Origin of the sequence: Paraburkholderia sp. JHI869, assembly GCF_038900775.1 — a bacterium.
Classification (GTDB): Bacteria; Pseudomonadota; Gammaproteobacteria; order Burkholderiales; family Burkholderiaceae; genus Paraburkholderia.
Window position 1 is genome coordinate 34985 of sequence record NZ_JAYMSC010000021.1, and the last position, 14160, is coordinate 49144.

12 protein-coding genes are annotated in these 14160 nt (G+C 64.5%); 9 read left to right on the forward strand and 3 right to left on the reverse strand.

Annotated features, from left to right (window positions below):
- The first annotated feature begins 112 nt into the window (after positions 1 to 112).
- From rpoA to dsbD, 4 genes are all read left to right on the forward strand, one after another.
- On the forward strand, positions 113 to 1090 hold the full coding sequence (rpoA, locus tag VSR72_RS29190) for a DNA-directed RNA polymerase subunit alpha (RefSeq protein WP_254337073.1): 978 nt from the start codon (positions 113 to 115) through the stop codon (positions 1088 to 1090).
- Positions 1091 to 1230: 140 nt separating this feature from the next.
- Positions 1231 to 1623, forward strand: a complete 393-nt coding sequence (gene rplQ / locus VSR72_RS29195; RefSeq protein WP_028206528.1) for a 50S ribosomal protein L17 — start codon at positions 1231 to 1233, stop codon at positions 1621 to 1623.
- Between the two features lie 249 nt (positions 1624 to 1872).
- A complete protein-coding gene (gene cutA, locus VSR72_RS29200) occupies positions 1873 to 2184 on the forward strand; it encodes a divalent-cation tolerance protein CutA (RefSeq protein WP_342955861.1) in 312 nt (103 codons plus the stop codon).
- Positions 2177 to 4156, forward strand: coding sequence for a protein-disulfide reductase DsbD (gene dsbD / locus VSR72_RS29205; protein ID WP_342955765.1), 1980 nt, complete (start codon positions 2177 to 2179; stop codon positions 4154 to 4156). The genes cutA and dsbD overlap by 8 nt, the downstream gene beginning before the upstream one ends.
- A 54-nt stretch (positions 4157 to 4210) precedes the next feature.
- On the opposite strand, the gene hemB is transcribed toward dsbD, so the two are convergent.
- Together hemB and yihA are read right to left on the reverse strand one after the other, a co-directional pair.
- Positions 4211 to 5209: a porphobilinogen synthase gene (gene hemB, locus VSR72_RS29210; RefSeq protein WP_342955766.1), complete on the reverse strand. Its 999-nt coding sequence runs from the start codon at positions 5207 to 5209 to the stop codon at positions 4211 to 4213.
- A gap of 397 nt (positions 5210 to 5606) precedes the next feature.
- A complete protein-coding gene (yihA, locus tag VSR72_RS29215; RefSeq protein ID WP_342955767.1) occupies positions 5607 to 6266 on the reverse strand; it encodes a ribosome biogenesis GTP-binding protein YihA/YsxC in 660 nt (219 codons plus the stop codon).
- 237 nt (positions 6267 to 6503) lie between these two features.
- On the opposite strand from yihA, the gene VSR72_RS29220 reads away from it, so the two are divergent.
- The 5 genes from VSR72_RS29220 (at position 6504) to msrQ (ending at position 12805) form a co-directional block, all read left to right on the forward strand.
- Entirely contained in the window at positions 6504 to 7178 is a 675-nt protein-coding gene (locus VSR72_RS29220) for a c-type cytochrome (protein ID WP_342955768.1), read from the forward strand.
- 158 nt (positions 7179 to 7336) lie between these two features.
- Entirely contained in the window at positions 7337 to 9568 is a 2232-nt protein-coding gene (locus VSR72_RS29225; protein WP_342955769.1) for a cytochrome c biogenesis protein ResB, read from the forward strand.
- Between the two features lie 46 nt (positions 9569 to 9614).
- A complete protein-coding gene (gene ccsB / locus VSR72_RS29230; protein ID WP_342955770.1) occupies positions 9615 to 10847 on the forward strand; it encodes a c-type cytochrome biogenesis protein CcsB in 1233 nt (410 codons plus the stop codon).
- A 218-nt stretch (positions 10848 to 11065) separates the two neighbouring features.
- The gene (gene msrP, locus VSR72_RS29235) at positions 11066 to 12067 is read left to right on the forward strand and encodes a protein-methionine-sulfoxide reductase catalytic subunit MsrP (RefSeq protein ID WP_342955771.1); all 1002 of its coding nucleotides are present in this window, start codon (positions 11066 to 11068) and stop codon (positions 12065 to 12067) included.
- A 12-nt stretch (positions 12068 to 12079) separates the two neighbouring features.
- Complete coding sequence (gene msrQ, locus VSR72_RS29240) at positions 12080 to 12805, forward strand: protein-methionine-sulfoxide reductase heme-binding subunit MsrQ (protein ID WP_342955862.1); 726 nt, start codon at positions 12080 to 12082, stop codon at positions 12803 to 12805.
- Positions 12806 to 12882: 77 nt separating this feature from the next.
- On the opposite strand, the gene lysA is transcribed toward msrQ, so the two are convergent.
- On the reverse strand, positions 12883 to 14154 hold the full coding sequence (gene lysA / locus VSR72_RS29245; protein WP_342955772.1) for a diaminopimelate decarboxylase: 1272 nt from the start codon (positions 14152 to 14154) through the stop codon (positions 12883 to 12885).
- Positions 14155 to 14160 lie beyond the last annotated feature (6 nt).

Consider the following 14160-nt stretch of genomic DNA (forward strand, 5'->3'; position numbering starts at 1 on the left):
CCGGGGTAACCTCTGTGCTTCGCGCAGGAGGCGGCCTCGGCCGTTTTTTTCAGGTTGTTGCCATCTCAGCCTTATCGGTGTAACGAGCCGAGGGTATTGAAAAGGAAAACCTATGCAAACCAGTTTGTTGAAACCCAAGATCATCGCTGTGGAATCGCTCGGCGACAACCACGCGAAAGTGGTCATGGAGCCGTTCGAACGCGGTTATGGCCACACCTTGGGTAACGCGCTCCGGCGCGTGCTGCTGTCGTCGATGGTGGGCTACGCGCCGACCGAAGTGACGATCGCAGGCGTCGTGCACGAATACTCGACGCTCGATGGTGTGCAAGAGGATGTGGTCAACCTGCTGCTGAACCTGAAGGGTGTGGTTTTCAAGCTGCATAACCGTGACGAAGTGACGGTTACGCTGCGCAAGGAAGGCGAAGGCGTTGTCACCGCTGGCGACATCGAACTGTCGCACGACTGCGAAGTCATCAACCCGGATCACGTGGTTGCGCATCTGACGAAGGGCGGCAAGCTCGACGTGCAGATCAAGATCGAGAAGGGCCGTGGCTATGTGCCGGGCAACGTGCGCCGTTACGGCGACGAGTCGGCCAAGATCATCGGCCGCATCGTGCTGGACGCATCGTTCTCGCCGGTTCGCCGCGTGAGCTACGCCGTTGAAAGCGCGCGTGTCGAACAGCGTACCGACCTCGACAAGCTCGTGATGAACATCGAAACCAACGGCGTGATCTCGCCTGAGGAAGCGATCCGCCAGTCGGCGCGCATCCTCGTGGATCAACTGTCGGTGTTCGCGGCTCTGGAAGGCACGGAAACGGCCGCGGAAGCGCCTTCGCGCGCACCGCAGATCGACCCGATCCTGCTGCGTCCGGTGGACGATCTCGAACTCACGGTTCGCTCGGCGAACTGCCTGAAGGCCGAGAACATCTACTACATCGGCGATCTGATCCAGCGCACCGAGAACGAGCTGCTCAAGACCCCGAACCTGGGTCGCAAGTCGCTCAACGAGATCAAGGAAGTGCTCGCTTCGCGCGGTCTCACGCTCGGCATGAAGCTCGAAAACTGGCCGCCGGCTGGTCTCGACAAGTAAGAAGTCTGGCACGGACGCGGATTTTCCTTTAGAATCCGCGTCTTGCCTTTTTCACGTACCGGCCCGTGCTTCGGTCGGGGTTGCAAAACCCGCGAAGCGATAGAAGAGCTGGACCAAAACTTTGTTTCAAGGAAATTGAAATGCGTCACCGTCATGGTCTGCGGAAACTGAACCGCACGAGCAGCCACCGTCTGGCAATGCTCCGTAACATGTCCAACTCGCTCATCGAGCACGAAGTCATCAAGACGACGCTGCCGAAGGCGAAGGAACTCCGTAAGGTTGTCGAGCCCCTCATCACGCTGGGCAAGAAGCCGTCGCTCGCAAACCGTCGTCTGGCGTTCAACCGCCTGCGCGATCGTGACTCGGTCACGAAGCTGTTCGACGTGCTCGGTCCGCGTTTCGCGAACCGTCCGGGTGGCTACCTGCGTATCCTGAAGTTCGGTTTCCGTGTTGGCGACAACGCACCGATGGCACTGGTCGAACTGCTCGACCGTCCGGAAGTCGCGGAAGAGAACATCCAGGAAGCGGAATAAGCTTTCAGTCGCTTGATCCCCGGATTGAGCGGCACGCGAAAAAGCCAGGCTTAGCCTGGCTTTTTTGTTTTGGGGCGTGGATTAAAGTGGGCGTAACGGCGTTTACCGGTCGCAGCCCTTTTTGCCACACGGCACCCGAGAGAGGGCAATCGGTGCCGATGGTACGATAACGTTCTGCCTCAAAGCCCGCTTGCGCCGCCGCGCGCGGGCGTTACGCCGGAGTTCGTCGTGACCCTCAATGTGACCTTGATGCTGACCACGGTGCCCGACGAGGCCGCCGCCGAAAAGCTCGCCTCCGGGGCGCTCGCGCAGCGTCTCGCTGCGTGCGTGACGCGCCTAGGCGCCGTGCACTCGCAGTATCACTGGCAAGGCAACATCGAGTCAGGCGACGAGATTCAGCTGCTCTTCAAGACGAGTCTCGCCCGCGCGGCCGAGCTCGAACAGTTCATCCAGACCCAGCATCCCTACGAAACGCCCGAGATTCTCTCGTGGCAAGCCACGGCGTCGAACGCCTACGGGCAATGGGTCAATGCCGAGACTCAGCGCACTCTTCATGTCTAACCGCTTCGATCGGCGCTCGCGCGCCGCGCCATACGCATCGCTGTCCGGCTTCCTCTTGCTCGTCTGCTGCCTGTTGCCGCTGCTGTTTGGCGCCTCGCTCGCGCACGCTGCCGACGACGATTTCCTGCCGCCCGACCAGGCCTTCACCTTCAGCGCGAGCGAAGCGCCGGGCATGATCGACGTGCACTTCAAGATCGCCGACGGCTACTACATGTACCGCGAGCGCTTCGCCTTCGCCGCGCGCAACGGTACGGCGCAACTGGGCGAGGCGCAAATTCCGCCCGGCCACGTCAAGTTCGATCCGACCTTCCAGAAGAATGTCGAAACCTATCGAGGCGAGCTGACGATCCGCGTGCCGGTGCAGAAGGCGAGCGGAGCGTTCGATCTCGCGGTGACATCGCAGGGCTGCGCCGATGCGGGCATCTGTTATCCGCCCGCGGAGCACGTGTATCACGTGAGCGGTGCGGCTTTACAGGCCCCGACTGCCGGCCAGAGCGCGGTGCCAGGCGACGCAAGCGCGACGCCCGCGCCGCAAACGAACGCAACGAACGCAATAAGCGCAGCGCCCGCAACTGGCGGCGCCGAAGAGCCCTGGTACGAGCGCGCCACGAGTGCCGACTACGCGCAATCGCTGCTGCAAGGCGGCGGCTTTTTTGCCGTGGTCGGCCTGTATTTCGTGGCCGGCATGGTGCTCAGCCTCTTGCCCTGCTCGTACCCGATGATCCCGATCCTCTCGGCGATCATCGTCGGTGAGGGCGCCCGTGTGACGCGTTCGCGCGGCTTCGCCCTCTCGTTCGTCTACGTGCTCGGCATGGCGCTCGTCTACACGGTGCTGGGCATTGCTGCTGCGCTGGTCGGCCAGAGCCTTGGCGCGTGGCTGCAGAACCCGTGGGTGCTGGGCGTGTTCGCTGTGCTCCTCACGGCGTTCGCCGTCATGCTCATCGCGGGTTACGACATCGCGCTGCCGCAGCCCTGGCAGGACGGCGCCTCGCGTGCCACGCAGGGCCGTTCCGGCGGTAAATACGCCGCAGTCGCCGTGATGGGCGCGCTTTCCGCGCTCGTGGTGGGCGCCTGCATGACCGCGCCGCTCTTCGCGGTGCTCGCCTTCATCGCGCACACGGGCAACGCCGTGCTGGGCGGCGCGGCGCTCTTTGCGATGGGTTTGGGGCTTGGCGTGCCGCTGATGATCCTCGGCCTCGGCGCGGGCTCGCTGCTGCCGCGCGCGGGCACGTGGATGGATGGCGTGAAGGTGTTCTTCGGCGTCGTGCTGCTGGCGGCCGCGCTGTGGATCGTCTGGCCGGTCCTTGGTGCGACCGCGCAGATGCTGCTGGCCGCCCTCTGGCTGCTGCTCGCGGCCGCAGCGCTCGGGCTGTTCACGCCGAATGCGGGCGCGGCCAACGTCTGGCGGCGCCTCGGGCGTGGTCTTGGCGCGGCGTTCGCGATCTGGGCCGCGACGCTGATCGTCGGTCTGGCGGCAGGTTCGACCGATCCACTGCGTCCGCTTGCGGTGCTTGCCGCGCGCGTGGGTGGCTCGAGCGATGTTGCCGCGACAGGCCCAGCGCAGTCCCCCGGCGCCGGCGAAGCGAATGCGCTGGTCTTCGCGCCCGTACGCTCGCCGGCGCAACTCGACGCAGCGCTGAAGACTGCGGGCAAGCCGTCGATGCTCGACTTCTACGCCGACTGGTGCGTGAGTTGCAAGGAGATGGAGAAGTTCACGTTCAGCGACCCGCGCGTGCAGGCACGTCTCGCGGAACTGGGGCTGCTGCGCGCCGACGTGACCGCCAACAATTCGGACGACCAGGCGCTGCTCAAGCGCTTTGGCCTCTTCGGGCCGCCGGGCATTATCTTCTTTGATACGCAGGGTCACGAAGTGCTGCGCGTGGTCGGCTACGAGAATGCCGACCGGTTCCTCGCGCGCCTCGATCGCTTGACGGCACCGGCGCCGCAGAAGCAGGCAGCGCCATCGGCCTAAAAACAAAAAGGCACGTCCGCAGACGTGCCTTTTTTCATACGCTGTGCCCAGCGCTTACTTCTGCGCGCGCAACAAACGCGCGGCGTCGAGCGCGAAATACGTGAGGATGCCGTCGGCGCCCGCGCGCTTGAACGCGAGCAGCGACTCCATCATCACCTTGTCGTGATCGAGCCAGCCATTCTGCGCGGCGGCCTTCAGCATGGCGTATTCGCCACTCACCTGGTACACGTAGGTCGGGAAGCGGAATTCGTCTTTCACGCGGCGCACGATGTCGAGGTACGGCATGCCGGGCTTCACCATCACCATGTCGGCGCCTTCCTCGATGTCGAGGCGCACTTCACGCAGCGCTTCGTCGGAGTTGGACGGGTCCATCTGGTAGGTCATCTTGTTGCTCTTGCCCAGATTCGACGCCGAACCCACAGCATCGCGGAACGGACCGTAGAACGCCGAAGCGTACTTGGCCGAGTACGCCATGATGCGCGTGTGGATGTGATTCTCGCTTTCGAGCATCTCGCGGATCGCACCGATGCGGCCGTCCATCATGTCCGAGGGCGCGACGATATCGACACCCGCTTCCGCCTGCGCGCGCGCCTGCGCAACGAGGATCTCGATGGTCTCGTCGTTGATGACGTAGCCGTTCTCGTCGAGCACGCCGTCCTGGCCGTGGCTCGTGTACGGGTCGAGCGCGACGTCGCACAGCACGCCGAGGTCGGGGAAGCGCTTCTTCAGCTCACGCACGGCGCGCGGAATCACGCCGTCGGGGTTCGTCGCCTCGATGCCATCGGGCGTCTTGAGCGCCGGATCGACGACGGGGAAGAGCGAAAGCACCGGAATGCCGAGTTCGACGCACTGTTCGGCGACGCCCATCAGCAGATCGATCGACACGCGTTCGACGCCGGGCATCGACGGCACGGCTTCGCGCACGTTGTTGCCCGCGATGACGAATACGGGGTAGATCAAGTCGTTCGTGGTGAGGAGGTTTTCGCGCATCAGACGGCGCGAGAAATCGTCACGTCGCATGCGGCGCGGACGATGATGCGGATAGAAGCTCATGTCGGCGGATATCTTGAAACGGGATGGGTCCCGGGAGCGCAGGAAACTTTTCGGGACAATGGTATATCATACCGATCGAGCGAGGCGCCTGGCGCCGAGCTCCCCGCTTCTCCTCCCTGAGCGGGTGCCTGTCGTTTTTCGATAAGGCTGTTTAACCCGCCGGAAATCACGGCGGGTTTTTTTATGTGCGCCGGAAACGCCGTAGCGGGCCCTGCGGCTCAGAGCCGAAAGGGCGCTTGCGGCTGGCTGGGAAGTGGCCTGTGTGCGGTAACGCACATAGCGCGGCGAATGCCGCGCCGCCCTTGCGAAAAGGTCTGATGAAAGTGCGTGAAAAAGCCTGACTGTACGGGCTTACCGGCGACTGAGGGCCTGTCTGAAGCGACTGGCCCGAGCGGTGTTATTCCGCTTGCGCGCCGGTCTCGCCGACGGATTCCTTCGGCACGATCCAGCTCTCGATCACGGCGTGCGCCTCGTCGAGCCCCACGCGCTTGAGCGCCGAAAAGAGCTGCGCGCTGAGCTTGCCTTCATAGCCTTGCTTGCTGTACTCGTCGAACGCCTTGTTCGTCGCGCGCAGCGCGAGCACGCTTTCCTGACGCGTCAATTTGTCGCACTTCGTGAGGAGTGCGTGGATCGGCTTGCCCGTCGGCGCAAACCATTCGACCATGCGGCGATCGAGGTCGGTGAGCGGGCGGCGGGCGTCCATCATCAGGATGAGGCCCGAGAGCTGCGCGCGCGTTTGCAGATAGAGCGAAAGCAGTTGCTCCCAGTGCGCCTTGGCGGCTGCCGGCACTTCAGCGTAGCCGTAGCCGGGCAGGTCGACGAGATAGCCCGCTGGTTCGTCTGCGGGGCCGACGGAAAAGTAGTTGATATGCTGGGTGCGGCCAGGCGTCTTCGAGGCGAAGGCGAGCCGTTTCTGGTTGCACAGCAGGTTGATGGCGGTGGACTTGCCGGCGTTCGAACGGCCGGCGAACGCGACCTCGGGCCGCGCCGTGGCGGGCAGGTCGCGCAGATGGTTCACCGTCGTGAAGAAGCGGGCTTGGTGCAGCAGGAAGGCCATCGGAAAGGACCACAATGTGAAACAACGCGGCGGGTGGGCCGCCGGGCCCGGACGCGCCCGGGATGGATTCTGGGATATCGGGGGCAGGCCCGACTGGCGCCGTGGCGCCTTGCGCGCTATTGTACAATGCGATGGTTTACTGAATACCAGTTAGGCCAGCGCGGGCCTTTCGAGGTAGATCGGTCGCTGTCGTCCATTGCAGAACCTGATTCCCACAAGACGAAACAAGGTGCGCGAATGAATCGACTGGGCAAGTGCTTGAAGGTGTTCGAGAGTGCGATAGCGTCAGGTCTTACAGCAGGTTTATTCATGATGGCGGGACAGGCAAGTGCGGCGGATCAGGGAACGCCGGCCAAGCCCGACGTCGCCCGGGGGCAAGCCATTGCCGCGCAGGTGTGCGCGGCCTGCCACGCGGCGGACGGCAACAGCACCGGCGGCGCGTATCCCAAGCTCGCCGGCCAGCACGCCGACTATCTCGTCAAGCAACTCAAGGACTTCAAACCGCAGCCCGGCGGCAAGCCGGCGGCGCGCGCGAACCCCATCATGGCGGGCTTTGCTGCCGCGCTGTCAGACCAGGATATGATCAACGTCGCAGCCTGGTTCTCGTCGCAGACACCCAAGCCCGGCTACGCGCGCGACGCGAAGACCGTGACGTTCGGCCAGTCGATCTGGCGTGGCGGCATCGCCGACCGGGGCGTGCCGGCCTGTGCAGCGTGCCACGGACCCACGGGCCAGGGTATTCCGATCCAGTATCCGCGCCTCTCGGGCCAATGGTCGGAATATGTCGTTGCACAGCTCAATGCGTTCCAGCAGGGCACGCGTAACAACAACGATCCGATGCGAACCATCGCGCACCGGCTCTCGGACGACGAGATCAAGGCCGTCGCCGATTACGCTGCCGGTCTGCATTGAGGGCAGTGGGTTTGCCGAACAGCTGATCGCGATCGACTGTACGGCCGGAGAACAAGAAAAGGGTGAGGGCGTCGTCACGCTGACGGCGCGCCTGCACCCTTTTTTGCTGTAGCGCCGGATCGGCGAGAAGCCAGCAAGAGCGAAAAAGCGGAGTCTGAATGAGCGTCACCACGCAGGGTTTGCAGTTGAATGTTCGACAGAAGGCGGTGAAAAGCGCCGTCGAGCTGATCAGTTCGATGCGCTTCGCGATTGCGCTGCTCGTCGTGCTCGCCATTGCCAGCATCATCGGCACGGTGCTCACGCAGGACGACCCGTACCCGAACTACGTCAACCAGTTCGGTCCCTTCTGGGCCGACATCTTCCGCTCGCTGAGCCTCTACACGGTCTACAGCGCGTGGTGGTTCATGACGATCCTCGGCTTTCTCGTCGTGTCGGTCTCGTTGTGCGTGACCCGCAACGCGCCGAAGATGCTCGCGGACATGAAGAGCTGGAAAGACAAGGTCCGCGAAGGCAGCCTGCGCGCGTTCCATCACAAGGGCGAGTTCGCCGTGGAGGGCGGCACGCGCGAGCAAACGGCCGCCATGCTCGGCAAGCTGGCGGGACGCATGGGCTACCGGTTCGTGACGCGCGAAAGCGAGGGTGCCACGCTCATCGCCGCCAAGCGCGGTGCGCTCACGAAGATCGGCTACATCTTCGCGCACCTCGCGATCGTGATCATCTGCCTGGGCGGACTGCTCGACAGCAATCTGCCGATCAAATTCCAGATGTGGCTCTTCGACAAGACGCCCATCCGCAGCAACGCCGTCATCAACGACATTGCACCCGAGCACCGGCTCTCGCAGTCGAACCCGACCTTCCGCGGCTACGCCTGGGTGCCCGAGGGGCAGTTCGTCTCCACGGCGATCCTGAACCAGCCCGATGGCTCGCTGATCCAGGACCTGCCGTTTTCCATCCAGCTCAACAAGTTCATCGTCGATTACTACTCGACCGGCATGCCCAAGCTCTTTGCGAGCGACATCGTCGTGATCGACCACAAGACGGGCCAGCGCATTCCGGCGCGCATCGAGGTGAACGAGCCGTTCGAATACGACGGCGTGTCGATCTACCAGTCGAGCTTCCAGGACGGCGGCTCGCAGATGTCGATGACGGCGTGGCCCATGTCGGGCGCAAGCACGAAGAGCTTCCCGTTCGGCGGCACGATCGGCAATTCCGCGCCGCTCGCCGCGCCGGCGGGCCAGGCCGTGCCGGGCATGGACGGCCAGACCATCGAATTTGCTGACTTCCGCGCAATCAACGTCGAGAACATCTCGAACGGCAGCGGTGCGAATGACGCGCGCGGCGTGGCGCACCAGTCTCTCAAGGAGGCTTTCGACGAGCGCCTTGGCTCCGGCGCAAAGAGCTCGAAACCGCTCGACCTGCATAACGTCGGCCCATCGGTGCAGTACAAGGTGCGCGACAAGGACGGCCAGGCGCGCGAGTACAACAACTACATGCTGCCCGTGGACGTGGGCGGCGGCGACCGCATGTTCCTCGCGGGCATGCGCGAGAATCCCGACGATCCGTTCCGTTACCTGCGCATTCCCGCCGACGCCGGCGGCACGCCGAAGGAGTGGATGATGCTGCGCGCGGCTTTCGAGGACCCGGCATTGCGCGCGCAGGCGGCGAAGCGCTTCGCCGCGCGCTCGGTCCCCGCTTCGAACCGCGAGTTGCAACAGCATCTGGAAGACAGCGCCGAGCGCGTGCTGACCCTTTTCTCGGGCTCGGATGCGCCCCAGGCGGGCGTTGCCGCAGGTGCCTCGGGCGGCTTCCAGGCCGTCGCCGCGTTCATCGACAAGTCGGTGCCGAAGGACCAGCAGGAAAAGGCCGCGAGCCTCCTGCTGCGCATGCTGGAGGGGGCGACGTGGGACCTTTGGCAGCTCGCGCGCGAGCAGGCCGGCGAGCCCGACCTGAAGCCCGACGCCGACGCCGCGCGCTTCGTTCAGGACTCGATCAACGCGATATCCGACAGCTTCCTGTATGGATCTCCCGTCTATCTACAGCTCGATTCATTCAAGCAGGTGCAAGCTTCGGTATTTCAGTTGACGCGCGCGCCGGGCAAGAAAGTCGTGTATCTTGGCAGCCTGTTGCTCGTGCTCGGCATCTTCTCGATGTTCTACGTGCGTGAGCGGCGTCTGTGGTTCTGGCTGAAGGACAGGAAAGGCCCGGATGGTCAGGACCACGGCGTCGACGTCATCATGGCGATGTCGACCGCCCGCCGTACCCTCGACTTCGAGAAGGAGTTCGCCCGTACCCGCGACGCGGTCGGCCGTGCGCTAGGCGCGGCGCCGCAAACCGGCACCACGAACGATGCGGGCGATACGAACGGCAGCGGCACGGACCGTGCGCCCTGATCCACGCACGTGATTGCAGCCACTCACGATCAACATCGGTAAGCCCATGGACTTGTCTCAGGTTTCCTCCTCCGCGAAGGCCCGCCGCGCCGAACGTGCCGCGGTTGTGGCGCACGGCGCCGCGAACGCGCATGATCCCCTTGCCGAAGCACTCTTCGACGAACGCCCCCTCCTGCGCCGCCTGACGGTGGTCGACTGGCTGTTCGCGCTGGCGCTCGTGGCGGGCGCGGGCTTCGCGCTCTCGCGCTATCACGCGCACATGAACTACTACGACAAGCTGGTGCTCTGCGGCACGACGCCGGCGCTCGTCGTGCTGGGCTGGCGCTGGAAGCCGGCACGGCTGCTCATGGCCGGCATCGCGGTGCTCGCGCTCTTCGCGATCCAGATCTACCAGGGCGACCTCGCGCGCGCCGACCAGGCCTTCTTCCTCAAGTATTTCCTCTCCAGCCAGTCGGCCATCCTGTGGATGAGCGCGCTCTTCGTGCTCGCCACGCTGTTCTACTGGATCGGCCTGCTCTCGCGCTCGCCCTCGGGCGGCTCGATCGGCTCGAAGCTCACGTGGGCGGCGGTGCTCATGGGCTTCGTCGGCCTGATGGTGCGCTGGTACGAGTCCTACCTCATCGGCGCGGACGTCGGCCACATTCCCATCTCGAACCTCTACGAAGTGTTCGTGCTGTTCAGCCTCATCACCGCGCTCTTCTATCTGTATTACGAAAAGCACTACAACACGCGCGCGCTCGGCGCCTTCGTGCTGCTCGTGATCAGCGCGGCCGTGGGCTTCCTGATGTGGTACTCGATCTCGCGCGACGCGCAGCAGATCCAGCCGCTCGTGCCCGCGCTGCAAAGCTGGTGGATGAAGATCCACGTGCCGGCGAACTTCATCGGCTACGGCAGCTTTGCGCTCTCGGCCATGGTGGGCGTGGCGTACATCATGAAGGAGCGCGGCGTGCTGGCGGACCGCCTGCCCGCGCTCGAGGTGCTCGACGACGTCATGTACAAGTCGATCGCCGTGGGTTTCGCGTTCTTCACCATCGCGACCATTCTCGGCGCGCTGTGGGCCGCACAGGCTTGGGGCGGCTACTGGAGCTGGGACCCGAAGGAAACCTGGGCGCTGATCGTGTGGCTCAACTACGCGGCCTGGCTGCATATGCGCCTCATGAAGGGCCTGCGTGGCGGCGTGGCGGCCTGGTGGGCGCTCACGGGCCTGCTCGTCACGACCTTCGCGTTCCTTGGCGTGAACATGTTCCTTTCGGGCCTGCATAGCTACGGCAAGCTGTAACCGAATCGGCCCGCAAGACGAACTAACCGTCGGATGCCTCGCGCTCCGACGGTTTTTTTTCGTCCGCCGGGAAGTTTTCTGCGAATTGCGCGTTTGCCCGCTTGAGGTCATCCAATCGGCGATCCCGTCGATCCACGTCGTGCACAGCACGGCGGGACGGCTCGGGATACGATCAATGTGCTGGCGGCGCACGCCACGCGAGAAGCAGGAGCAGCGATATGTGGATCAAGCGGAGCAGCAGGATCTTGCTCAACGGTGACGACATCCCCGCGAGCGAAATCACGCCGCAAAAGGTGTACGAACAGCGTCGGCGCATTCTGCGGGCGGCGGGCGCGCTCGCGCTCGGCGGCATGGCGGGGCCGTTCGGCGCAACGCAGGCGCTGGCGGAATACGCACCCGGCGACCCGAAGGCGCAGAAGCTCGCCGCGCAGACGAACACGAAGTTCGTCGCGCTCGACAAGGTCACGCCCTACAAGGACATCACGACCTATAACAACTTCTACGAGTTCGGCACCGACAAGGGCGATCCGGCTCAGAACGCGCACACGTTGCGGCCGCGTCCGTGGAAGCTGAGCGTCGAGGGCGAGGTGAAGAACCCGAAGGTCTACGACATCGACGAGATCCTCAAGCTCGCGCCGCTCGAAGAGCGCGTGTGCCGCCACCGTTGCGTGGAGGGTTGGTCGATTGTCGTGCCGTGGATCGGTATTTCGCTTTCCGAACTGATTCGCCGCGCACAGCCCACAGGCAACGCGCGCTACGTGCAGTTCATCACGCTCGCCGATCCCTCGCAGATGCCGGGCCTCGCCGAGCCGATCCTCGACTGGCCGTATTCCGAAGGCCTGCGCATGGACGAGGCGATGAATCCGCTCACACTGCTCACGGTGGGCCTCTATGGGCAGGTGCTGCCGAACCAGAACGGCGCGCCCGTGCGCGTGATGGTGCCGTGGAAGTACGGCTTCAAGAGCGCGAAGTCGCTCGTGAAGATCCGCTTCGTCGCGAATCAGCCGCCCACGAGCTGGAACAAGTACGCGCCGAACGAGTACGGCTTTTATTCGAACGTGAATCCGAACGTCGATCACCCGCGCTGGAGCCAGGCCACGGAGCGGCGTATCGGCGAGGACGGCTTCTTCCAGCCCAAGCGCAAGACGCTCATGTACAACGGCTACGGCGACCTCGTCGCGTCGATGTATCAGGGCATGGATCTGCGCAAGAACTTCTGAGTGACGAGCTTGATGGAGCGAGAGATGGAATCGACGACGACACCGCAGGCCGCCGCGCGCGTGGGGGCGGCCCCGGCGCGTCCAGCGCGAAAGGCGGGTGTGGCGAGTGTGACGGGCCCGCGCTGGCTGCCGTGGGCGAAGGTGGCGGTGTTCGTCGCCGCGCTGTATCCGCTCGCGCGGCTCGTGCTGTTCGGCTTCACGGACGGGCTCGGCGCGAATCCAATTGAATTCATCACGCGGTCCACGGGTCTCTGGACGCTGGTGTTCCTCTGCATCACGCTTGCGGTCACGCCGCTGCGCCGCCTCACCGGGTGGAATACGCTGATCCGCTTTCGACGCATGCTGGGCCTCTTCGCGTTTTTCTATGCGACGCTGCACTTCACGACCTACATCTGGTTCGACAAGTGGTTCGACGTCGCCGCGATGTTCAAGGACGTCGGCAAGCGGCCGTTCATCACGGTAGGCTTCGCGGCGTTCGTGTTGCTGATTCCGCTCGCCGTTACCTCCACGCGCGCGATGGCGCGCCGGCTCGGACGCCGCTGGCAGACGTTGCATCGGCTGATCTACGCGATCGGCGTGCTGGCGATCCTGCACTTTTGGTGGATGAGGGCGGGCAAGCATGACCTCGCGCTGCCCAAGCTTTACGGCGCGATCATGCTTGCGCTGCTCGGCTGGCGCGTGGCCGTGTGGCTGCTTGCGCGATGGCGCGCCTCGCGCTCGGGTGCGAGTGCTGCGTAGGCGGCGCCCGCGCTGGCAGGCAACAAAAAAGCGACGCCGCGGCGTCGCTTTTTTGCTTGGGCGAGAGGATGAAGTAGTCAGTCCGGCAGCACGCGCTCACTCGCGAACAACTGCGCCACGTTTTCGCGCTCGCGCGCGAGGTGGACGCGCGTGCCGTCGACCATCACCTCGGCCGCGCGCGCACGCGTGTTGTAGTTCGAACTCATCACGAAGCCGTATGCGCCCGCGGAACGGATCGCGAGCACGTCGCCCGGTTCGATCGCAAGCGAGCGTGCGCGGCCCAGCCAGTCGCCGCTTTCGCACACCGGGCCGACCACGTCGTACGTCTGCGGCGCAGCCTGGCGCTCAACGACCGGCTCCATCGCGTGGTACGCGTCGTACATGGCGGGACGGGCGAGGTCGTTCATCGCGGCGTCGACGATCGCGAAGTTCTTTTCCGAGCCCGGCTTCAGGAACTCGACCGTGGTGAGCAGGATGCCTGCATTGCCCACGAGCGAGCGGCCCGGCTCGAAGTACACCTCGCGCGTCTTGCCCGTTTTCGTGCCATACGCCTCGATGCGGTCGAGCACCGTGCGCACGAACTCGCCGATGTCGGGCGGCGTTTCATCGTCGTAGGTGATGCCGAGGCCGCCGCCCACGTCGATGTGGCGGACGCTCACGCCGTCGGCCTCGATCTGGTCGACGAGTTCGAGCAGCTTGTCGATGGCGTCGAGATACGGCGCGATTTCGGTGATCTGCGAGCCGATGTGGCAGTCGATTCCCACCACGTCCAGGTGCGCCATGGCCGCGGCTGCGCGGTAGGTCGCGCGCGCTTCGTCGAACGCCACGCCGAACTTGTTCGCCTTCAGACCAGTGGAAATATACGGATGCGTTTTCGGATCGACGTCCGGGTTCACGCGCAGCGAAACCGGCGCCTTCTTGCCAAGCTTGCCCGCCACGTCGTTCAGGCGGTCGAGCTCGGGAATCGATTCGACGTTGAAGCACTTCACGCCGGCTTCGAGCGCCTCGCGCATTTCGCCGGCGGTCTTGCCTACGCCCGAGAACACCACGTCCTGCGCTTTCCCGCCTGCCGCGAGCACGCGGGCAAGTTCGCCCGCCGAAACGATGTCGAAGCCAGCGCCTTCGCGCGCAAACACGTTGAGCACGGCGAGGTTGCTGTTGGCCTTGACCGCGACGTGCACTTTCGCACGGCGGCCGGCGCAGGCGTCGGCGTAGGCATGCCATGCGGCGGTGAGCGCCGCGCGCGAATAGACATAGAGCGGCGTGCCGTACTGTGCGGCGAGATCGGCGGCCGAAACGCCTTCTACGAAGAGCGTGCCGTTATCGCGGTGAAAAGCAGACTGGGTCATGCGAGC